Here is a 22,203-nt window from a genome sequence, read left to right on the forward strand (position 1 = left end):
TTATGCGGCTATATCGGCGCCAAGTTTGTCTAATTGCCCACGCACCGAACCATCAATTACCAAGTCACCAGCCTGAATAACCGCACCCCCTAACAATGACTTATCTATGCTCACGTTGAGTGTTACCTGACGCTTTAGCCGTTGACTTAGCGACTCTTTTAGCTGCGCTTGCTGAGCTGCGGAAAGTTCAGAAAAACTAATCACATTGACAGTCAATGTTTTTTCTTGCTCAGCACGCAACACTTCAAACAGAACCTTGATATCAGGCAACAGCATCAGCCGTCTGTTATTGGCCAGCAAGGAAACAAGATTTTTAATTGCCTGACTGTCAGCCTTCTCTTTGGTTTCCGGAAAGGAAGTCATCAACAATTCAATTTGTTGTCCTTCTGTTGCCGCAGGATTATTAATGAAGCGACTTACTTCTTCATCCATGACCAATAACGCTAAAGTATTCAATATTTTAGACCATTGGCTTAGTTTATTAGCAGCCAGAGCATACTCAAATGTTGCTTTTGCATAAGGTCTGGCAATTGTTGTGGTATCCGGCATATTAAATCTCTTTAATCAGGTTATCCAATAAGGCACTGTTTGCCTGCTCATCGACTTCCCGCATGAGAATTTTTTCGGCACCAGCAACAGCCAAGTGAGCAACTTGCTTGCGTAAAGTATCTTTTGCCCGGTTAACTTCCTGCTGTAATTGTTCCTGAGCCGTTTTAGCTTGTTTTTGTGCCGCCAGCCTGGCCTCTTCCTTTGCTTCCTCTATCAATTGGGATGCGCGACGATTCGCTTTTTCAATGATTTCCGAAGCCTGCGCCTTCGCTTGCTTTAATTCATCCTTGACACGATGTTGAGCCAATTCCAGTTCTTTACGTCCACGTTCAGCTGAAGCCAGGCCATCAGCTATCTTGTCCTGTCGCTCTTCCATTGCTCTTGCCAACGGAGGCCAGACAAATTTCATGGTAAACCAGACAAACGCAGCAAAAACCAACATTTGTACAATTAAAGTTAAATTAATATCCAAAGTACTTTCTCCTGTAACATTCGGGGCAACACGCCCCACTAGGTGTTATCAAGAACCCAAATTGCTCAGGAAAGGATTAGCAAAGGTAAAGTATAATGCAATACCAACCCCGATCATTGTTACCGCATCAAGAAGACCTGCAACAATAAACATCTTCACCTGCAGCATAGGAACCATCTCAGGCTGACGGGCAGAACCTTCAAGGAATTTTCCACCTAGCAGTCCGAAACCAATTGCTGTTCCCAATGCACCCAAACCAATGAGTAAAGCGACTGCGATAACAGTCATGCCTTGTACCTGTGCTATTAAACTTGCAGCTTGCATATAAATCCCCTTAATGGAATGTTTAAGTTAAAAATGGTTAGTGATCTTCATGGGCAAGACTGAGATAAACAATAGTCAATACCATAAAGATAAACGCCTGCAGGGTGATCACCAGAATATGGAAGATCGACCACGCTAATGCCAATATAAACTGTGCAATAGTCAATGTAGCCGTTTGCGCCACTGAGGATGCAGTCGCATTCAAGGTCAGCAAGGCTATCAGAATAAAAATTAATTCGCCAGCATATAAGTTTCCAAACAAACGAAGCGCCAGAGAAATTGGTTTGGCAATTAAACCAACCAACTCAAGCAACAGGTTGAAGGGTATAAAGACTGGGTTATTAAACGGTTGCAAGGTTAATTCCTTAACAAAGCCTTTAACCCCCTTAATCTTAATGCTGTAGAAAATAATCAGAAAGAAAACAGATAATGATAACCCAAACGTCAGGTTCAAATCATTGGTAGGCACAACTTTTAAGTAGTGAATCCCCATTGATTGAGCCGCTAAAGGCAATATATCGACTGGAACAATATCCATGAAATTCATTAAGAACACCCAGACAAAAATAGTCAGAGCCAGCGGACCAATAAGCTTATTCTTGCCATGAAAACAATCTTTTACCTGATTATCAGCAAATTCAAGCATGATTTCCGCAAAATTCTGTAACTTACCCGGGATACCTGTGGTTACCTTGCGGGCGCCGAAATATAAAAACAGCAGGACAAAAACACCCAGGACAATGGAAAAAAACAATGTATCCAGGTTTAATGTCCAGAATCCACCTGACCCGAAACTCATGGTTTTGAGATTGAATGACAGGTAGGTTAGGTGATGTTTGATATATTCTGTACTTGATACCATTTCAGTCACTTTCAGGCCTATTATTTGTTAGCAAAAAACAACGGTGCAAACCAATGGGTCATCAGCACCAGAATGTAGGTGAAAAAAAACGCAATAGGGTCGAGGCTAAACAGCAGAAAAACCAGTATGAACAAGATGATTGATGACAATATCTTTAGCGCTTCCCCTAAATAAAAACCCTTGACTATTTGTCTGGCGGCCCGGGCACCTTGATATCGAAATAATTTTCTTGCAAATAATGCAGCTGGTATTATTGCTACAAGTCCACCCAGCATTGCTGACATCGCCTGCTTTCCGCTCGAAACCAGCATTAGCCCCAGTGTAATTGAGCCACTAAGAATCAGCTGAGTCATAAGCAAACGCTTTACACCGCTAATGCCACGCTTATTTTTCACGTTCTCACCTATCTTTCAACGCGCGGATTATAAAGTAAACAATTTGGATAAGCAACGTCAATGATAAAGATTACCTTATTTTTATCATCTCGTTGCTTTGTTTCTCGATGAATTCGAGGGCGACCAACGTGCGGTTTCCTGGCCAATGCGTCGCGGGAGATCGAGAATTATTGAGAACACCCCTAAATTAGAAAAATCGCACCGCTGTCCGCACACTAGTAAGCTCAACAGAGGGGGAATAATAATCGGAAGCTATAGTATTGTGACATTTCTATCGCCAGTTAGGCCGAAAAGCTGGAATATCAGCCATCAATTGTTTATATTTTGATCATAAGGGTGTGTTTATTCCAACCCTTTTTTTAACCTCGCAAGTAAGGAAGGGAATATTATGTCTGAAAAGCAGCAACGAACCGCAGCCAGCATGCGGGAAAAAATGTTCAACCGCTATGGCGATGGCCTTAACCACAAACATGATAAAAATCGCCACCTCTATCGCAAACATTGCCGCTCACATCCGGTGCAATTAAATGGTTATGCAAAAGAGCAGGATGAGAACACCTCCACAGGACTTTTACGTGCTTCTAATTTAAGAAAAATTCGTAAACGACTGGATAAAGGTCGCTTCCATTGATAAAGTAACAATATCCTCCAGGTTAGCCACTTCCTGGGTTGGAGCAGCACACAGCGGCCTGAGTTAATCTCTCAGGCCTCTATTAGCCCTGGTTCAATGCGGCCTGCTCGCTTAAGTGATAATATTTAAGTAACTTGACTACCCTGATTACGCCGCTGACATTCCTGGCTATGTCAATCACTCGTGCAGCCTGATCTGGCTTAACATCCCCCATTAGGTAAACAATACGATCAGAGGTAACTATCTTAAACGAGCCAGGATCTATTGTGGCATCAGCGAAAATACGGCTACGAATTTTTGTTGTAATCCAGCTATCCTGCAAGGTATTAGCCGATTTTTTGCCAACCTCAATCTGATTAAAGACCCGGCGGTAGCCAGATAGCGATAAAACCCTTGCAACCGCGGTCTCTCTTAATACCGACGTTGAGACATGGCCGGCAAGCAGAATATCGCCATTAAACACCGCCAGATCAATGGCACAGCCTTCCTGTTTGAAGACCTTGTCCTGGTAGAGTTTCTGCTGCGCATTGGCAGCGAGTTGATAGTCGTTAACTTTTTTATAGACATTATGACGATCATAAATGAGAACAGCCCCTGTCCATAAATTGCTGAAACAGCCTGTTAACAAGCTGACCAGGAGCAGGACAACAATAAAACATCCCTGTGTTCTCATGGGTACTAAACTATATACTGAAAAACCTTAACAACCTTTTGCACTCCCTTAACCTGCCTCGCCACACTTACCGCCAAATTTGCCTGCTCATGAGTCACTATCCCCATTAGATAGACAACACCATTTTCAGTAACAATATGGATTGAGCCTGATTCAAGGCCTTTTTTAGTCAGCATCATGCTCCTTACCTGACTGCTTATCCAGGTATCCTGAGTCCGTTGTGATATGGAAATTGGCTGATCCACTGAAATTTCATCATACACCCGACGCACATTGGGAGTATTGTGAGCAATTTTTTCAGCCGCAACCCTTAAGGATGCGGTCGGCGTTTGACCAACGAGCAGTACAACCTGATTAAAACTGCTTACCAAAATACGCGAGCCTTGGAAACGAGGATCAGTTACGATTGCCTTGTTAACCAGATGAAAAATACGGGCATCCCGTTCAAGCATGGTTATGCTTCGCCTGTCATAAACAACAAGACCCGCTGCAGCACCCGCCACCACAGCAGCAACACAGCCTGTAAGCAAGGTACTTATCAGTAAAAAAATAATTGTGCGAATTTTCATATTTACCCCAACATTTGACCGAATAACGATTGATCTATCAAGTCACAAAAACAATGCAAAATAAACAGGTGCATTTCCCGGATACGTGCCGCATTGTCCGCCTGGACTTTTAACTCAATATCCTCTGGCCCCAGATGGTTGGCAAGAAGCCCTCCATCACGGCCACTTAAGGCAATGGTATCCATGCCCCTGTCGTTAGCCGCATTTACTGCCTGTAGAATATTATCGGCGTTGCCTGAAGTGGAGAGCACAATAAGCACATCACCTTCCTGTCCCAAGGCATGGATCTGGCGGGCAAAAATCTGATCATAATGGCTATCTGCGGCAACTGAGGTCAGGGAAGCCAAATCTGAGGTTAATGCAACAACCGGCAAGGGAGGTCTTTCAACGTCGAAATGATTAATCAGGGCAGAAGAAAAATGCAGGCAATTGGCAGCTGAGCCACCGTTACCGCATAGGAGTATTTTTCCATCATTAAGCAAGCAGTTTGCCAGGCGCAATCCCGCCTTGGCTATTTTTGCAGACAAGAGATCAGCAACAGCAATTTTTGCTTCTATGCTTATTCCAAAAAGCTGTCTGACTCTATCTTCCATCGGTGTCATTTTTGGCTCCAAAACTCTGTTATTAAAAATCAACCCCAAACGCGTTTTTGATCCAATTGATTTCTGGTGGGCTTCCTTCAAAACTTAAAACATCAAAGCGGACAGGCTGTTTGTTATGTATCTTATTGGTCAATAAATAATGCGATGCGGTTTTTAATAGTTTCTGTTGTTTACTGTAGGTCACACTTGCCGCAGCCCCTCCGAAAGAAGCAGAGGAACGGGCACGTACTTCGATAAACACCAGCCAATCAGTTTCCTGCATAATCAAATCAATTTCCCCCCAGCGACAAGAATAGTTGCTCACCAACCATTTTAATCCTTGGCCAAGAAGATAACGCTTTGCATTTTGCTCACTTACCGCACCTGCTTTCTTCGACATCTCCTTCCTTCAACCTGTAGCTATTCTTTTTGCTTCGCCGATGCGATTAAAATACATTTTTCCTGGTCAACGCCCCGCAGCCAAGCCGAGAATTATGAGTAATAATATCCTAAATTAGAAAAAACACATCCTCCATTGTACTGTTTAGGGTGCGATTAAAACAGCGGTTGGTGTTTATGAATGCTCCGTCATTGCCACGGCCACCCCTCCCTTGAATTTTCCCCAGGCAGGGATTCTGGCAACCTGTTGTGCGCGGTTTAAGTAAAGAGCACCACTCTTGTCATTTACGCCCATGGCCGGGAAAAGCAACAATTGATTCAATTGGGTAGCCAAAGCAAAGCTGTCCATCCCTAAAGCGTATAAACGGTTGTAGCTGTTAAATTGTTCTGGCCAGTTTTTCTGTCCTGCCTGGTGAGCGAAAACCCAGGGCATATCACAAAAAATAATGCCGTCCAAATCCCTGTCTTTCATGGCATTGATACTGCCGCTATAAACCGTTGAGGTCGCATAAACAGGCACATCGCCAGCAAAATAATATTTTAATAACGGCATTATTTGGCGAGCCTTGGAAGGGTAGCCAAGAAGGAATATCATATCGACATCCTGACGCCGACTGGGCGCTGCTTCTATATTGCCCAGTAGCTGTTTAAGTTGCTTTTCCCTTGCCTGGCTCTCGGAAACACGAAGCAAATCACGCACAGCCAAATTAAGATTAGTATTGCTGTCATAATTTAACTGATCAACCACCAGCCCACCCGCTTTTTGCCACTGGGCGTTAAATGCCGCGACGATTTCTTCTCCCCAAGCCCCTGACGGCGCAATGACCAAAGCACGCCGATAGCCATTTTTACTTGCCTTGACTGCAACCTGCCTTGCCTCATTAGCAGGCGATAAACCAAAAAGATAAGCATTGCCATTAATCCCTGTTTCCAAATCATTTAATAATAAGGTAGGCACAGGATGATTCATTGCTGCCACGCTGGCCACGTCGGATTTACTTAATGGGCCAACCACATAATCTGCCCCCTCATTCAAAGCCTGCTGGTATAACTCCCTGACATTGCCCTTGGCCGTATCATATAGCCGGATAGCAGAAATGCCGGCTGCATTATTAGCAGCGGCCATAAAGCCATCGCGAATAGCGGCTCCAGGCCCTGCCAGCGAACCACTTAACGGAAGTAACAAGGCCATTTGACGTGGTGTTCGATAAAGATAAGGTTTAACCGCGGCAAGAGGGGAGGGTAAAATGCCATTGGCAGGATGAGAAGGGTACTGCCGCTGCCAGGCTTCAATCTGCGCGTAACTTGTCTCGGCACTAGCAGAATTTTGTCTCGCCAGTAGAGCCAGCCTCACCCAGCCTTCAATATCAGAATCTTCCTGAGCCTCGATAGCAAGGGTATTTAGCTCGGCAATGGGTAATTTTGTTAATGTCAGCCATAAAATACGGCGATTGTTAGCCCGTCCTGCTTCATCGGGCAAAACCTGCTCTAATTTAATGCGTTCGGTGAGTGATTCGGTTGAACTACCTACCGTCTCATAGGCATTGGCCAAAATTTCATGGTATTGAACTTGATAAAAAAGCGGCAAGCTGCTAGTGTCTCGAACGGCTGACAGCTTGGCTATGGCGGCTCGCGGCTGCTCCCGCATCATCTCTGTTTTAGCCAACAGGATATTTTTTTCATGCGCTTGTGCTGTGGATAAATTGCTAGTCTTTGCTAAGGTACGTACGCCTTCCCGCCATTGGCCATCATAAATTAACCGCCCGGCTGCCATGATGAGCAAGTTCTGCTCTTCATTACCCCCCTGATTTTTTGCCAGGGCAAGATAGGCTGCTGCCGGCATGGTGTAAGGGGTATATTGTTGGTTGGACCTGGATAATGGGGATTGATTATTGGCAACATGGGTGCACTGGCAAAGCCAAATTATGGCACAGAACAGCATCATTATTTTTAGTAAACTTGAATTTGATCGCATGAAGGTATGTCCAAGACACAGGAACCTAATAGGATAAACGATGGTAAAAAATACAGCAACATCTCCAGGCTCTCTTTATATCGTTGCAACCCCTATCGGCAACCGTGATGATATAACCTTGCGCGCCTTAAAGATTTTAAATTCAGTAGACGTCATTTTGGCAGAAGATACCCGTCACTCATCACAGCTATTGACTGTACTGGGGATTCAAAAACCGCTGCAATCCTTGCATGCCCATAATGAAAATGAAAAAAGTCAGCAGATTATTGAAAACCTGGAACAGGGACTATCCTTTGCTTTAATTAGTGACGCAGGCACTCCGCTGATAAGCGATCCGGGATTTCCCCTGGTGCGTCTCGCCCGTGAAAAAGGCATTGCGGTTATCCCTGTTCCTGGTGCCTGTGCCCTGATAGCTGCCTTAAGCGCTGCAGGCATGCCTTGCGACAGCTTTAGCTTTGTTGGTTTTTTGCCTGCTAAGGCTGCGGCAAGAAAAAACAAACTTTGTGCTCTAAGAGGCAGTGAACATACCGTCGTTTTCTATGAATCTACTCATCGCATCATCGAGTGTATCGAGGATATATGCCAGGTATATGGCTCGCAATATCAACTGGCCCTGGCAAAAGAACTGACCAAGGCCTATGAACGTTTCATTATTGCTAAAGCAGCCGAAATTAAAGCCTGGCTGCAGGAAAACAGTGCCCATTGCAAAGGAGAGTTTGTCGTCATTCTTCCCCCGAAACCAGCCGAAACAAATCAACAGAAAGAAGAGGTACTAACAATTTTGCTTGGGGAATTGCCTTTAAAACAAGCAGTAAAGCTCGCCAGTCTTTTGACCAAAAGGAACAAGAATGAGCTTTATCAACTGGCCTTGGAGTTACAGGACAAATTGTAGTTAATTTATTGAGATTACAACTTTATCGGCTTGCGCAGCAGGTTTTTGCCAACAGCCTGATTAAGAGAATATGAGGCTATTGGATGCCTGCATCAGGGACTGTTGACATTATTAGCCCTTGGGTCGCATAAGGCTCTTTAATTTTGTTGATTTCCTGACGTAAACGCTGGGCGACTTTTTTCATTTCTCCTTCTTTCCAAGCAACACTTTTGTCATTTCCTGGCACATCAGGATCCTTGCTTTTAAATAAAAAAGCGATCCCCGGTATTGGCCCATTTAATGTAACCCCTTCTACATAATCGTATTTTGGGTTTCCTCGGCCCATGACATGGGCATGCAGCAAACAAGGCTCCTCAGCTGTCCCTAGATAAGTAATACCCGTATCGGGATCAAATTGTTGACAGTTATTACCCATCAACGCGGTTTGTGAGACAGGCGTTATATGACCGTATGCTTCTGCCATTAATTGAACCAACATTCCTAAACCCAGGCGCTCTTCAGAAATATAATCCCGATTCATCACCTGATGCATGTCATTATTATCGACCAGCATGACAATACTGCGATAACCACGCTCATCAGTCGGATTTAAAAAAACAGCATATTGAGCATTATGGAAACTGGCAAGGGCAATGACTTTAGGATCATTAACAGAGTAAGGCTGCAAAGCCCAATGATCGGCAGGATAATCCCCCTGGTAATAGTGTTTATCATTAACCGAGCCAAAACCTGAAAAGGGCATCAGCAAGACAAACAAGATAAAGCCATACTTAAATAGAATCATAGACTACTCTTTTTCAAAATTAAAAAGATGCCCCATAAGGACTTCCCTAGGTTCTGTGCCCTTATCGCTAGCTTGAATCAAAAAGCCTTGATTGGCGAGCACCGAAGCGGAGCATACATAGAAGTATGTGAGCATCGGAGCGCAGAAAATCAAGGCTTTTTGGCCAAGATAGTAGATAAGTGCACAGAACCTAGAGACATCTTAAGTTTATTAATGTCTGTATTCATCATTGGCATCATGGTTTTCCACTGCCTCCACCTTCTCAGAAGAAGCTTTAGGTTTCTCACTGAAAAAACTGCTTTTACTCAATGCCGTACCTAATTGATGTTTAGATATCATTACCTGCGCATACATAGAGGCATCATTCATTGCATAATCAAAGAAAGCAGCAACTTCCGGGTTTTTGCCAAAGTATTCACAGAGATTAAGTGTTACTCCATGGTGAGAAAATATTTCCTGAACCCCCGGATCATGAAGAACATCCAGGACTTCAAGCATGCCATGGTATCCCCTTTTGGCGTACACTGCCACCAATTGAGTCAAGAACAGGGTAATGTCACGCGACAGGTTTGGATCTTCGTTATTGTTTTCCATGTACTTATTAAGCATACCGACGATGTTGCAAGTATGACCGGATATGGAACCCACATAAGCTGCATATTCACGATTATTGCTCCAAAACCATTGTTGCTTTTTTATATCTTTTGCAGCAACCGTTGAACTATCAACCAACATATTACGCATTGGCTGTCGCTGGGCATCAAAAAACACTGGTGAAGTTCCCTTCATTACTCCTCCAGCAGAATTCCAGGCGTCTCCTCCTACATTTTCCGGGCGAATTTCAAATTTTCTTTCTAAAATAGATTCTCTGGCAATCCTGTCGCGGCCTTTATAAACCTCGCAGCGCTTCATCACTGAAGCAATAAATTCAATTTCATCCTTGCTAAATTTGGAAGTATCCTTATAACCATTGGCAAAAATACTAATCTTTTGCTCCATTTCCCTTGGTGATGCCACCACGCCTTCCTCACCCAGGAAGAAATAAAGAATTTTGTTGGCCGCTTCCAGCGTGTCCTTTCTCAGTGCTTCATCATCATAAAGTTCCAGCCGTGCTTTGCCAGCAGCAGGTAAACTATCTTGCGAATGAGTCAAGCCATTAATATACTGAGCCAAACGAGTTTCAAAAAACCGGCGGGTATCATTTTTTTGCGGATCAAATGGTTTAAGTTTATCCATGGACTCAACGATCTTCTGATAAGTTTTGTTAGCGATCTCCAGCTTCATATCTGAGTAAGCGTTTTCCTTAATCTGGGAAATAAAATAGCTATGGATGTTTTTCATGCAGGATTCATAATCGACAAATAGATAATCAGCCGACAATTTTTGTAAAAAAGTTTTATCAATGTCACGTTGAGATTGTAATAACCCGATAGTTAAGACAATAAATTCAGATACATCTGTGTCGCTGCCAATAGCAGACAGGTAATTTTTCATATTAATTGAGGTCTTAACATAATTCTTATCACCGATTGAAGGCCTGAACGCAGGTAACTGTGCATCAAAAGACAGGTCAGTTAATTGTGAACAAATCGATGCTTTCTTTGGTTCCTCTACCTGGTCTAATAATGCCATTAAAATTGTTTTCTTATCTCTCATCCCCAGGCTAATACCTGACTCATCCCGGGATAATTCCGGAATTGATTGAAAGGTACTCATTAAAATAGAAAGCAATGCTTTTTCTTCCTCTGAAGCCAATGCAGTCTGGAGCACAATCAAGACAGGATCTAACAAAATAGCTCCGGGATCCTTGTTATTAAAGAGAAAAAGACTGGCATCCCGTGGTTCTTCCTCTAAATTCAAATGAGTCATTACTTCTTTAAAAAGGTTATAATTTTTAGTCAATATTGCTTTCAGAAATAAGGGCTTATAGATTTTTTGCTCCGCTTTTTTTAATTGATTAATGTTCTTATTGATTTCATCCAGCCTTTCAGATGCCGTTTTAACTTTAGGCTGACTCATCTCGGATGCGTTAAGCACTCTGCTGTTAATCTCTTCTACAGATTTCTGCACCCGCTCATTTACTTCTTCTGACGCTTTTTGCACCCTGCTGTTAATCTCTTCTACAGATTTCTGAACCCGCTCATTTACTTCTTCTGATGCTTTCTGCACCCTGCTGTTAATCTCTTCTACAGATTTCTGAACCCGCTCATTTATCTCTTTTGCTGTTTCCTCCAGCATCTTGGAAATATCTCGGTTATTGATCATCTTAGTCTCCCAAGCTCATTTACTTGTGTCGCTATAGATCACTATAAAATAAAATTATTACGCAACAATTAAACATTATGTAAAAAAACCGATATTTGCTGTAAAGAAAATGTAATGATTGTTATTTAAATAATCTTATTGCTGAAAAATTAAAAGACTATTTGACATGTTTATATGTTTTATGTATAAATTTGGACTTGGCGTTAACAAAACTTTTAACCGTATTAAGAGGTAGTTATGACGCATGAATTTATCGACAGCAATCACCTGCCACATGATCTTTCTGCTCTTAATCGGGCTGTGTTTAACAATGATTATCAACAGGCTCAAGAACTGCTGAATAGAAATCCCGCTTTAATAAATCAGGTCATTTTACCGACCTATCAATCACCGTTGTCTAATGCCCTTACAAAGCAAGAAATTGATTATCAGATGTTGGCTATTCTTACCAGACAAGGCGCTTCCTTTGCCTACCCTATTAATGTTCACAAAGAGTTCCCCACTGATTTCGCTTGCAAGTTGCGCGATAAAAAATTATTCACATTCTTAGTTGCTCATGGGGCGCCCATAACACATCTTACACCTCATTATTTATTAGCTAGAAGTACGGATATCAAACAAATTACTGTAAGCAAAATTACGGATATGCAGCAAATAATAAAATTAATGGGTGGCTTAGGAGCAATATCTGGCTTTCAAGATGGTGAAAATACCAGTTTTGAAGAGAACGCAAAAAAATGCACTCTGATAAACACTTCAGGAGGAACGCTTGACTACAATCTCATGAGTTTGCTCAATCTGGCTGAAGCAATCGACCTCGCTCCTGATGATCCAACCAAAGATAGGTTAACGGGCGAATTGAAAGAGCAGCTAACATCCCTGCAAGAAAACTACAATAGAAAAGAAAAATCTGACCAGAAAACCTTGGGAGGAGCGATAAGTAGCTTCTTTTACACCAATAATACCTGCCAAAAAGAAATTCCTCGTCCGGGTACTGATCAGGAATTCTGTAAGAAAAGCACTTTTTAGCAAGCTGAATTAAATTTGCCTTAATTCAGTTTGCTAAAAACTATTGAAGCGAAATTGAGGGAAAGCCTGATAGTTATCCCAGTACTTCGCTCAATAAAGTAAGGTAATTTTTATCTGCATCTGGCTGACTTTTATCAAGATAACGTTGAATAAACAAATGCAAAGCCGCTATTTTAGTTTCAGGCGGATTAACTGCTTGTATTTCCAGGTTCAGGATCAATGCAGCATTCAAGGTCGCCATCTGCTCGACAATTTCTTTTATTTGCAGACTTTGTTCATCCATCGTCAACTTTTTCATCCGTTTAATTTTTTCAGCCAGCTCCCCGATGCTCCTTTTTAACAAAGGCTTATACTGCGAAGCATCGCCAATTTCAGCATGGAGCTGACCTAAATAATGAAGAAATATTTCATCGACATTAAATTTATGGATATCTCTTAAGATCTGCATCCATAAGGTAAAATGGGTACCTTCCCAGTTTTCACAGACGATGCAATCACGCAGTAGCCTTGGCAGAGAGGAAAAGCTTTCGATTGTGCCGTTGCCCGCCAAAATATCAATACAATGATGAATATTTTCTACTGAACGCTTGGCGGTAAAATATTTATTTAAATTAGCCAGGGTGCGCAATAAAAGTTGCTGTTCTTTGGATTGCTCTTCTGGTAATTGCGCATCCCATTTATCCTGATTATTGGCCATGTGAAAAACACTGGCGAGCATGGCTATGTTTTCAGCTTTGATTTGAGCCAAAGTTTCCTTCACTAAGGGATAATCAATAACAGGATGCTGAAATGCCTGGCGGTTGAGCGCATAATAATAGGCAATTTGATAAGCTCGCCTTGCCATACCCAGTACTGAAAAGGCATTGAATAGCCGTGACAGATGCAAAACATTTTCCATCACCAGATTGATCCCCTCAGTGACCTTGCCAACGGGATAAGCCAGCGCTCCTGCGAAATCAATTTCGCCAGTGGCCATTGAACGGGTACCAATTTTTTGTTTCAACCGGCGTATTTGATAGTGGTTTCTTTGGCCATTTGGCAGTTGGCTTGAAAGTAGAAACAAGCCCAATCCCTTAGTGCCAATGACCTGTTGATCATAGCGGGCGGTCAGCAAAATTAAATCCGCGTTGGCATTGGAGCAAAACCACTTTTCACCGACAATTCGCCACTGCCGATTTTCATCCTGATAAGCATGGGAGGCATTGGCACCAACATCTGAACCACCCTGGATTTCAGTTAAAAACTGCGCACCTGTAAAATTATCGCTAAAGGAGGGTTGCGTGAGCTTATTAAGGTAATATTGCGTATCCTCTAGTGGAGAATAGCGGCTCAATACGCGAATAATGCCGGCTGAACAGGCAATAGGGCAGTTATGTCCTGCTTCCCCTGCATGAGAAGAAAGCAAAAAAAGGCTTAATGTTTTACCCATCTGGCCTGGGGTAAGCAAATGGCGCATCAGCCCGGAGCCATAGATTATATTCCCGGCCACTTCATAAGAGGGATGATGGACCACCTTATCCTGTCGTTGTCCGATAGCATCATAAGGGTCGATTTTTGGCAGATTGGCATCAAGATTATTTTCCATAACCACCGGTTCCAGCTGGTTAACTACCTGTTGGGAAAAGTTAGCCAATTGCTCAAGAAAATCAGGCTCTGCAGAAAAATAATACCGGTAGGTATGCATCAGGCAAGAATCCTGCAACAGAATATTATCCTTAAGCTGTTGCTGCCATGTCATAAAAGACATTTTTGCTTGTGCATAGTGATTAAACTCGTTCATACTGCCTCCTGGCGACCAGAATTCCTGGTATTCTCAATAGATCTCCATCTAAAATAACATTACTAATTTGCAAAAGAAAATTAATGAATACTTTAAGATAGTGAAGTAATTTATGAACAATTCGCCACAGGGCAAGCGCATATTGAATTAGGCGCCTTGCAATATTTTTTCAAGATAGTTTGGATTTAGAGTAGCAACGTACCTTTTTTTCTTGGAGCTAAATTTATTTGATGTTTCTTGTTTCAGTAGATTAAGTACCATATGTCGCATAACGGCAAAATTTTCAGCCCCATGGTTTTTTCGAATACGCGAGTCATCTTCACTGAAAACGACATCAAGTATCCAATGGAGCTGATTTGAATGCCCCAATGTTGACGAATGGAATAAATTTTTTCTCGAACTAACCGACCTCCTATTTGAAAGTGTCTAAACAAGAGGAAGGTGAAGAAGAGAACGCAGCTACCAATCATCAATATGGCCGTTATTGAGCATCCTAAGAAAATAGAGATACCTCAATGCAGGCTCAGTATCTCCAATTAACATCGCTATTGCTTAACTTAAGACAGCTGAAATCCGAGACCACTAACCTCATCATCAGGTTCTATCATTACTGGAGCGATCGCATCAAGCTGTGTCTGTTTATGCTTGCTGTAAGAACGATATAGCTCATAACCAATATATACCGCAGCCAGCAGCAATGCAGCCTGCCAACAGACAGCAAAGGTTGTAATCAGTAAAGTGGGGATGATGGCATTCTTGGCCAGGGTAAAAATAAAATCATTGCGCGCCGCCTGATAATCTTTTAATGCAACCGGGATATTTCTTTTAGCCACCTCGGCTTCTTCAAGCAGCAAACTTTTTTCCTTATATTTGCTATAGGCACCATCAGATAAATACATGGCAACAGCAAAGGTACAAACGAGATAACAGCCCAAAACCATCACCGGAGGAGTGAGCAGCATGGAGGCAGAAAAACCAGCCATCAGCAATAATGCTGCCGAAGCATTAAACAAATAGGTCGCATCGCTGGTTTTCCAGCTTAATTCAAGCTTCTCCAGCTGCCGGGTCAACATTTTATAATGTTCCTCATATTCCAGCCTTTCCGTCGGGTCGAGTTTGGTGTTTAATTTGGCGCCATAATAATCACGCTCGCGGGTGTACTGGGAGCGCTTGGTTAAATACTCTCTCTCCTCCAAATGCCGCCGCCACAAAATCAGGCAAACATCAAAAGCCATAAAACCGGCAACCATCCAGCCTGCCACCGGGGCGGCAATGCCAAATGCCTCATTGTAGTTGGTTAGCAGGTTTACCGTACCCCAAACCAGGTCATTGAGGAAGACAGCATGGCGCTTATAGATTTCATTGGAAAAGCGTTTTTTCCAATCCAGCTTTCTTTCCTTTTCACTGGGGAAAAGGGTATGCTTCATTAAAACACCTGCATTCATGATAAAGCGTACAGCGAAGAAGCCAACACTTAAAAAGCGCAGGATATCATTGGGAACTTCAAGGGTATGGATAAATGCCTCAACATCAATCTTTTTACCCAATAAGTTCCCCAGTTTTTCCATCCATTGCAAATCACGGGCAAGCCGTAAGGAATTGGCCACGGTAGTCCGGCAGAAAAACCAGTAAATACGGTTTAAATTAGAAGCAGCCACCTTGTCCCGCAGCTTGGACAGGCTCATGGGAGTTGCCGCAAGATCACCCAAATCCTGACCAATTTGTTTACCTAAGGCAGTCAAGTAATCCTCATTATTCCTGGATTGAGAGGAAACCTGCTTCTCCATGCACTGCTTTAACCGCTCCAGCAAGGCATCATATTCCTTAACCTTGCCTTTATGTTTATAAGCCAGATAATAATTTTTTAACATCAGGCAGCAATAATAGCAGTAAAACCAAAATGCATCGTTGGTTGAGCCATGCTGTCTCAGACTGGTAAAAAGTTGGTTAAATTCTTGTTCTATCAGCAACTTGTTAGTAGCTATGAAACCATAGTCATGGCTAAATGCGCTATTTTCTGCTGTGTTTTTTTTGTCATTACTCATTTTGATATTGCCAAAAAAAGTTTGCTTATCAATCAGAAAATTTTGATATTGCGCGTAATCAACCATGATTAATCCATAAAATAGACAGTAAGGTAAAATTAAAAACTTACCATTGTCCAATCTGCTAAACAAGCGTTTTTGTATTTATTTTTTTCATATTGAATTATCACTAGTTAATGGTAGCTTAATGTTGATTTCTTATACTATGGATGTATTGATTGGAGGTAAGAGATGACCGGCTATCTGGTTTTAAGTAATGTTGAAACGGAGCATTTATTAGCTCCTAAACCTCCTATTATTACAGGAACTGTTATAGCCAATGACATTCAAGATGAAAAGGGCAATAGACTACTTAGCAATCCATTCTCTTATTATAAACATCCTGATCGTAATTTAATTATTATTACCACCCCTCTTCCTGCCAGTGAAGTCAACCACTGCCTCAAAAAAATTAAAAGCCATTTAGCTGGTGGGGAAAATGTTAATTACAACCTTCTTCTTGGAATCACAGGTCAGGGGGTCACGGAACAACACATTGTTACCGCTTACGTCCGGGATGGCGAAATGGATATCTTTGACCCCAAAGCCAGCAACCCGCAGCGCTTTTTTTCCGGTGAAGGCAGTACAGGCAGCAAGTTCCTTAGCCTCCTCCGTTCACTAAACCCCTTTCCGCACCATCAGTTCAATCTGGCTGACGGTACAAAGGCCAATTACCATGCTTTGGGAACCCAATCTTTTTTTGATGGGGTTTCCTGTGGCTACCATTATGTAGCCAATATCATGGCTTGCAAGGAATTAATAGAGAATGGGCAAGCCATAACCGCTGCCAATTTGTTAACCAAAACAGGAAACCCGGTTAGTGAATCGGCCAACATACTCAGAATAGATAAGAACTTTAAAAACAAGGTAGACAGCAACTTTTTATCCTTTATGAAGAAAGCCTGGCTTGATACCGTCATGCCCCTGGAAAAAGAAGAAGAGCGCAGTAAACTGGGCTTCCGCCATTATTTATTAGGCTGGCCCAAGGAAAGAGGAAAGCAGGTTATTTATTTCCTCACCTTAAGTTTTATCATTTTACCGCTTATTAACCTTATCAGGCGCCCTGTGGAATTTGTTTTCAACGCCCTGTCGGAAACCGCCAACTATTTGAAAAACCGCTTGATTAACTGGGCACCGACCCATCCTGTCAGCCAATATTTTCGCAGCGCCTTGATGCTTGCAGCCTATGGTTTCCAAGGCTTGTTCAAGGGAGCCTACCTTGCCTTGCGTACCGTTACGTCGCCAATCAGCAGTGTTCAAGCCGCTTTGGCAATTAAAAACCCCAAATTAAGGGTGGCGATGGCTGTCCTGTCGGTAGTGTTAAGTATTGCTGCTTTTGCTGCCCTGGCTTATTTTGCCGCCCCGCTGCTCTTAGGCGCATCCTTAGCCAGCGCCCCGGTACTCAGCCCATTGGCTTACCCATTCAGCCAGTTATTTGCCCTGGTGGGAATAAATCTGGCACCAGCAACCGCGGCTGCCGCTCTCCTGATTACAGCAGGGACCTTCTATCATGCCCTTAAGTCCGGCATCGGGGCAATGGTCAGCAAGATAACCTCTAAACCCACAAAAGAAGTTGCCAAAAAAACGGCTTTAGCTGAGGATTTTGCAGAGATTGGCAAAGATGTGAATTACAATGAGGTTCCAGGGAGTAATGTAGGTGTTGCATTTAAGCGTGCTGGTGTGGATAGCAAAGTATATCCTCCTGCTATTGAAGAGGATTTTAAATTTGTAAGTTCAGATAAAACTTCAACTCGCGAACAACAAATAAGCGCTAGCTCGGAAGAAAAGCAGGAATTCAGTCCTGTTAATTCCACAATATAACTTGACTGCCGAATCCCTGCAGCGATTTGGTCGGTGGCTTTTTTCATAAAATCGAGTTTTAAAGCAATGCTATTTACCAATGCAAAAGCTGGAAAAAATCTTTCCCAGTAAATCATCGGCGGTGAATTCGCCGGTAATCTCAGCCAAGGCCTGATGGGCAAGCCTCAAATCCTCTGCAAGCAGCTCGCCTGCCCGTTGGCTTGATAACTGCTTTTGACCAGCCAGTAATAATTCTCTGGCCTGATCCAAAGCTTGCAGATGGCGCCTTCTTGCAAGAAACTGCCCTTCAGTTGGTTGATAACCGACCACCTCTTTAATTTTTTCTTTGAGAAAAGCCAATCCTGCACCTGATTTAGCCGAAAGATAAACATCATTACCTTCCTTTCCGGCTGTTAGACTTAAGGAATCAATCTTGTTAAACACATGGATGACAGGCACGCCATCCGGCAGTGCTTTGCGGATGGCTTCGCTTAATTCAGTCGATGCTTCTTTGTAGTTAATATCAACCACCACCAACACGCAATCAGCACGGCTGACTTCCTGCCAGGCCCGTTTTATTCCTTCCTGCTCAACCAAATCATCGCTGTCCCTGAGTCCGGCTGTATCTATCACATGCAGGGGAATATCATCCAGTAAAATATTTTCACGCATGACATCTCTTGTGGTGCCGGCAATTTCCGTGACAATGGCCACATCACGCCCGGCAAGACAATTGATTAAAGTCGACTTCCCCGCATTGGGCCGACCGGCAATGACCACAGACAATCCTTCCCGTAATATAGCACCCTGTGTCGCACTGGCACGGATTTCGCCTAATACCTGCAAGATTTCCGCCAGCATTGCAGCAACCTTTCCATCATTGAGGAAATCGATTTCCTCTTCGGGAAAATCAATTGCAGCCTCAACAAACAAACGCAGATGAATAATCCGCTCATTAAGTGCCTGTATCTTTTTCGAGAAATCACCTTGTAGGGAACGCACCGCCAAACGGGCAGCAGTTTGCGAGCTGGCGTGAATTAAATCAGCAATGGCTTCAGCCTGTGTCAAATCAATCTTATCGTTAAGAAACGCCCTTTCGGAGAACTCACCTGGCCTGGCTAATCTGGCACCCAATGCCACACATTCAGCCAGTAGTTGATCAAGAACCAGTGGAGCCCCATGCACCTGCAGTTCAACAACCTCTTCACCGGTAAAAGAATGAGGGGCTTTAAAATAAATCGCCAATCCTGTATCAATGATTTCCCGCTGAGAATTTCTAAACGAGCAGTAAGCGGCAACACGGGGCAACAGCGACTTATTGCCATTTAATGTTAACGCAATGGCGCAAGCAAGTTCACCTGAAAGGCGGACGATCCCTACACCCCCTCGACCAGGTGGTGTAGCAATCGCCACAATCGTATCTCTAGACATTATTTCGCGGAGGCCTGAACCTTCTTCTTCGGCTTATCATCGCTATATTTGCGGGTGATATACCACTGTTGCAAAATCGATAGGGTATTGTTCACTATCCAGTATAGCACCAGTCCTGATGGGAAGTTCCAGAACAAGGCGGTAAACAATAAGGGTAAAAACATCATAATCTTCGCCTGCATCGGATCAGGAGGGGCAGGATTTAATTTTTGCTGAATCAGCATCGTACCACCCATGATAATCGGCAACACATGGTAAGGGTCAGCTGCTGCCAGATCCTTTATCCAGAAAATGAAGGGAGCCTGTCTTAATTCAACACTCTCCAATAATACCCAGTAAAGTGCGATAAAAACCGGTATTTGAATTAATATGGGCAAACAGCCACCCAAGGGATTTACCTTCTCCTGACGGTATAACTCCATGGTTGCCTGGCTCATTTTAGCCTTATCATCGCCATAACGCTCACGCAGGGCTTGTAACTTAGGCTGCAGCTTGCGCATTCCAGCCATCGATTTATAGCTGGTTGCAGACAAACGGTAAAAAGCCAGTTTAATTAATACCGTTACCAGGACAATAGCCCAACCCCAGTTGCCAACGACTGAATAAATCGCTTTCATGAGCATGAATAAAAAGGAAGACAGGAACCATAGCCAGCCATAGTCCACAGTCAAATCAAGCCCTGGAGCAATACCCTTCAAGACACTGGTAATTTCAGGGCCGACATACAATTTGGAGCTTATTTTCTTTTGAGCACCTGGTTCAACGGTTATCGGCTGGCTTACGGCACCAATTGTATAATCTTCCCCGACGGCTCTGGTGTAAAACACATTACGGCTATCTGAATCAGGCACCCAGGCAGATAAAAAATAATGTTGCTGCATTGCAATCCAGCCACCCTGACTATTCACATCAAGATTGGCTTTGGTCATGGCAGAAAAAGGCACTTTCTGATAGCGGTGCACTCCAGGACTGGAGTAAGAAGCGCCCGTATAGGAGCCGATATGGAAGATGCTCGATTTATCTTCCTTAGGAGAGCTTCGCAAAAGCTGGGTGTTCATATAGCCTTTCCATGCATTTTCTCCCTCATTGTCAAGGATGTATTTCACCTGAATTAAATAACTGCCCCGGACAAAGTGAAATTCTTTCCTAACCGCCAATCCATCTGCAGTTCTTCCCTCTAAGCCGACTATCAAATCATCCTTATCCGCTGTCAACTCATAGCTGGATTGCTCGCTGCTAAAATTAAAATCAACATTTTTTATGGTCTGGTTAGAAGTGACAAATAAACTGCTGTTAGCGACATAGCGCTCGTTGTTCTGATCTTGCAGCAGGGTTATCGGCCTATCTTTTTGCTCAACGCTGACAGGGTAATCCAGTAACTGAGCACCCACAATATCGCCATGAAGCAGGTCAATGGTTAAGTTTAAAACATCCGTTGTTACCTGAATGGCTTTTGAAGGGCGTTTTACTGCTTCTTCATTTTTGCTGATGGCGGGTTGCTCAGCAGGCTCCTTCATTTGACCCTTTGCCATGTCAGGCAGTAAACTGCCATCCTTGGTTTGAATGGCCGCAGCAGGTTCGCTAATGGTTTGCCTTGGGGCAGGTGGTGGATAATCTTGTTGCCAAGTCATCCATAGTGAATAAACAATTAAAGCAAGTGCTGCATATAAAATTACACGTCGTATATCCATCAAGGCTTCTCTTCGTTAGAAATTACAGGATCATAGCCCCCCGCAGCCCAGGGATGACAGCGTAGCAATCGCTTGCAGGCCAGCCACCCTCCTTTAATAACACCAAAGTGTTTGATTGCAAGAAGGGCATATTGGGAGCAACTCGGATAATAGCGGCAACAGGGTTTCATCATCGGACTTAACAAATAGCGATACAATACAATAGGCAAGCAAATTATGTGGCGGATGATGCGGCTAATTTGTCCCATGTTTTACCTAAGTTGGCGATAAGTGTTTTGTTTTCTATCTTGGCCACACCGTGCTTTGCCAAGATAACCACGTCTATCGCAGGCAATTGGCTTGTGCGAAATGTTTCGCGCAGCAAACGCTTCAAGCGATTACGATCATGGGACTTCGGCACCGCTTTCTTCGACAGAGCAAGGCCAAGTCTGGCATACCCCAACGAATTTTTGCGATAAAGAATAATAAATTCCGAGGTAATTATTTTCTTTGCCTTGGCGAAAACCTGATCGTAATCGCTTTTTTTTAGTAGCCGGCGTGCTTTGTCAAAACAATTCACTTAAGCTGATAAACGCTTACGTCCTTTCGCTCGGCGACGCTTTAAAACCAAACGGCCACCACGGGTTGCCATACGTTGACGAAAACCATGATCACGTTTGCGCTTTAGATTACTGGGTTGAAAAGTGCGTTTCATGATAAACCTGTTATTAATTAAATTTTTAAGGTTGGCAATGATAGAAAACTTTACATCAGCTGTCAAACAATACCAGGGCTGTCCGCTTAAATTTTTTACTTTTGCATTAGTTGATGCGCATCATTAAGTCAAAAGCGTCATTACGGGCTGTTAGCAAAAAATAGTAATTAATTCACTTCGTTCGCAATTGCCTATTCTTGTTTTCTTTGAAATCGACGTGCTAATAATAATAAAACAATATTTTAAAATTTATGTTTATTATAAGCTTCTTCATGCCTGTGGATTATACCTACAATTAATTTAAAATCATATGGTTAAGTAAC

Annotated in this window: 23 protein-coding genes; 4 read left to right on the plus strand and 19 right to left on the minus strand. The window is 43.0% G+C overall.

The genetic code is table 11. The features are described 5' to 3' along the window. From E1O65_RS02125 to E1O65_RS02145, 5 genes are read right to left on the minus strand one after another with little or no spacing between them, the layout of a single operon-like run. Nucleotides 1–549 carry a F0F1 ATP synthase subunit delta gene (locus E1O65_RS02125; protein ID WP_133131950.1) on the minus strand — a complete coding sequence of 183 codons (549 nt, stop codon included), beginning with the start codon at nt 547–549 and terminating at the stop codon, nt 1–3. 1 nt (nt 550) lies between these two features. Further along, nucleotides 551–1,021, minus strand: a complete 471-nt coding sequence (locus E1O65_RS02130) for a F0F1 ATP synthase subunit B (protein WP_133131951.1) — start codon at nt 1,019–1,021, stop codon at nt 551–553. A 48-nt stretch (nt 1,022–1,069) separates the two neighbouring features. Then, nucleotides 1,070–1,327, minus strand: a complete 258-nt coding sequence (gene atpE / locus E1O65_RS02135; protein ID WP_207384216.1) for a F0F1 ATP synthase subunit C — start codon at nt 1,325–1,327, stop codon at nt 1,070–1,072. Between the two features lie 55 nt (nt 1,328–1,382). Further along, nucleotides 1,383–2,207: a F0F1 ATP synthase subunit A gene (gene atpB / locus E1O65_RS02140; RefSeq protein WP_133131953.1), complete on the minus strand. Its 825-nt coding sequence runs from the start codon at nt 2,205–2,207 to the stop codon at nt 1,383–1,385. 20 nt (nt 2,208–2,227) lie between these two features. Next, nucleotides 2,228–2,602, minus strand: a complete 375-nt coding sequence (locus E1O65_RS02145) for an ATP synthase subunit I (RefSeq protein ID WP_242601515.1) — start codon at nt 2,600–2,602, stop codon at nt 2,228–2,230. Nucleotides 2,603–2,990: 388 nt separating this feature from the next. On the opposite strand from E1O65_RS02145, the gene E1O65_RS02150 reads away from it, so the two are divergent. Next, the gene (locus E1O65_RS02150) at nt 2,991–3,233 is read left to right on the plus strand and encodes a hypothetical protein (protein WP_133131954.1); all 243 of its coding nucleotides are present in this window, start codon (nt 2,991–2,993) and stop codon (nt 3,231–3,233) included. Between the two features lie 82 nt (nt 3,234–3,315). Here the strand turns inward: E1O65_RS02150 and E1O65_RS02155 are convergent, their stop codons facing one another. The 5 genes from E1O65_RS02155 to E1O65_RS02175 form a co-directional block, all read right to left on the minus strand. Then, entirely contained in the window at nt 3,316–3,906 is a 591-nt protein-coding gene (locus E1O65_RS02155) for a BON domain-containing protein (protein WP_133131955.1), read from the minus strand. 5 nt (nt 3,907–3,911) lie between these two features. After that, complete coding sequence (locus E1O65_RS02160) at nt 3,912–4,475, minus strand: BON domain-containing protein (RefSeq protein ID WP_133131956.1); 564 nt, start codon at nt 4,473–4,475, stop codon at nt 3,912–3,914. A gap of 2 nt (nt 4,476–4,477) precedes the next feature. Then, entirely contained in the window at nt 4,478–5,077 is a 600-nt protein-coding gene (locus E1O65_RS02165) for an SIS domain-containing protein (protein ID WP_133131957.1), read from the minus strand. A 22-nt stretch (nt 5,078–5,099) separates the two neighbouring features. Next, nucleotides 5,100–5,456, minus strand: coding sequence for a YraN family protein (locus tag E1O65_RS02170; RefSeq protein WP_133131958.1), 357 nt, complete (start codon nt 5,454–5,456; stop codon nt 5,100–5,102). 174 nt (nt 5,457–5,630) lie between these two features. Then, complete coding sequence (locus E1O65_RS02175) at nt 5,631–7,430, minus strand: penicillin-binding protein activator (RefSeq protein WP_133131959.1); 1,800 nt, start codon at nt 7,428–7,430, stop codon at nt 5,631–5,633. A 40-nt stretch (nt 7,431–7,470) separates the two neighbouring features. Here E1O65_RS02175 and rsmI point away from each other — a divergent pair, with 40 nt between their 5' ends. Next, on the plus strand, nt 7,471–8,322 hold the full coding sequence (gene rsmI / locus E1O65_RS02180; RefSeq protein WP_133131960.1) for a 16S rRNA (cytidine(1402)-2'-O)-methyltransferase: 852 nt from the start codon (nt 7,471–7,473) through the stop codon (nt 8,320–8,322). A gap of 76 nt (nt 8,323–8,398) precedes the next feature. Here the strand turns inward: rsmI and E1O65_RS02185 are convergent, their stop codons facing one another. After that, nucleotides 8,399–9,106: a hypothetical protein gene (locus E1O65_RS02185; RefSeq protein ID WP_133131961.1), complete on the minus strand. Its 708-nt coding sequence runs from the start codon at nt 9,104–9,106 to the stop codon at nt 8,399–8,401. 210 nt (nt 9,107–9,316) lie between these two features. After that, nucleotides 9,317–11,371 carry a hypothetical protein gene (locus E1O65_RS02190; protein ID WP_133131962.1) on the minus strand — a complete coding sequence of 685 codons (2,055 nt, stop codon included), beginning with the start codon at nt 11,369–11,371 and terminating at the stop codon, nt 9,317–9,319. Nucleotides 11,372–11,608: 237 nt separating this feature from the next. Between E1O65_RS02190 and E1O65_RS02195 the strand changes: the two genes are divergently transcribed. Further along, the gene (locus E1O65_RS02195) at nt 11,609–12,400 is read left to right on the plus strand and encodes an ankyrin repeat domain-containing protein (RefSeq protein ID WP_133131963.1); all 792 of its coding nucleotides are present in this window, start codon (nt 11,609–11,611) and stop codon (nt 12,398–12,400) included. Between the two features lie 73 nt (nt 12,401–12,473). Here E1O65_RS02195 and E1O65_RS02200 read toward each other — a convergent pair whose 3' ends face one another. Together E1O65_RS02200 and E1O65_RS02205 are read right to left on the minus strand one after the other, a co-directional pair. Next, nucleotides 12,474–14,180 (minus strand): acyl-CoA dehydrogenase family protein, encoded by a 1,707-nt coding sequence (locus tag E1O65_RS02200; RefSeq protein WP_133131964.1) that lies wholly within the window; start codon nt 14,178–14,180, stop codon nt 12,474–12,476. A 557-nt stretch (nt 14,181–14,737) separates the two neighbouring features. Next, on the minus strand, nt 14,738–16,291 hold the full coding sequence (locus E1O65_RS02205) for a hypothetical protein (protein ID WP_133131965.1): 1,554 nt from the start codon (nt 16,289–16,291) through the stop codon (nt 14,738–14,740). A gap of 165 nt (nt 16,292–16,456) precedes the next feature. Here E1O65_RS02205 and E1O65_RS02210 point away from each other — a divergent pair, with 165 nt between their 5' ends. After that, entirely contained in the window at nt 16,457–18,085 is a 1,629-nt protein-coding gene (locus E1O65_RS02210) for a hypothetical protein (RefSeq protein WP_133131966.1), read from the plus strand. 69 nt (nt 18,086–18,154) lie between these two features. Here E1O65_RS02210 and mnmE read toward each other — a convergent pair whose 3' ends face one another. From mnmE to rpmH, 5 genes are read right to left on the minus strand one after another with little or no spacing between them, the layout of a single operon-like run. Further along, on the minus strand, nt 18,155–19,495 hold the full coding sequence (mnmE, locus tag E1O65_RS02215) for a tRNA uridine-5-carboxymethylaminomethyl(34) synthesis GTPase MnmE (protein WP_133131967.1): 1,341 nt from the start codon (nt 19,493–19,495) through the stop codon (nt 18,155–18,157). Beyond that, nucleotides 19,495–21,186, minus strand: a complete 1,692-nt coding sequence (gene yidC, locus E1O65_RS02220; protein WP_133131968.1) for a membrane protein insertase YidC — start codon at nt 21,184–21,186, stop codon at nt 19,495–19,497. Before yidC ends, mnmE begins: the two co-directional genes overlap by 1 nt. Further along, a complete protein-coding gene (gene yidD / locus E1O65_RS02225; protein WP_133131969.1) occupies nt 21,186–21,434 on the minus strand; it encodes a membrane protein insertion efficiency factor YidD in 249 nt (82 codons plus the stop codon). Before yidD ends, yidC begins: the two co-directional genes overlap by 1 nt. Further along, nucleotides 21,401–21,745: a ribonuclease P protein component gene (gene rnpA / locus E1O65_RS02230; protein WP_133131970.1), complete on the minus strand. Its 345-nt coding sequence runs from the start codon at nt 21,743–21,745 to the stop codon at nt 21,401–21,403. Before rnpA ends, yidD begins: the two co-directional genes overlap by 34 nt. After that, nucleotides 21,746–21,880, minus strand: a complete 135-nt coding sequence (gene rpmH, locus E1O65_RS02235; protein ID WP_019215662.1) for a 50S ribosomal protein L34 — start codon at nt 21,878–21,880, stop codon at nt 21,746–21,748. Nucleotides 21,881–22,203: the final 323 nt, after the last annotated feature.

The organism is Legionella sp. W10-070 (assembly GCF_900640175.1).
Taxonomy (GTDB): domain Bacteria; phylum Pseudomonadota; class Gammaproteobacteria; order Legionellales; family Legionellaceae; genus Tatlockia.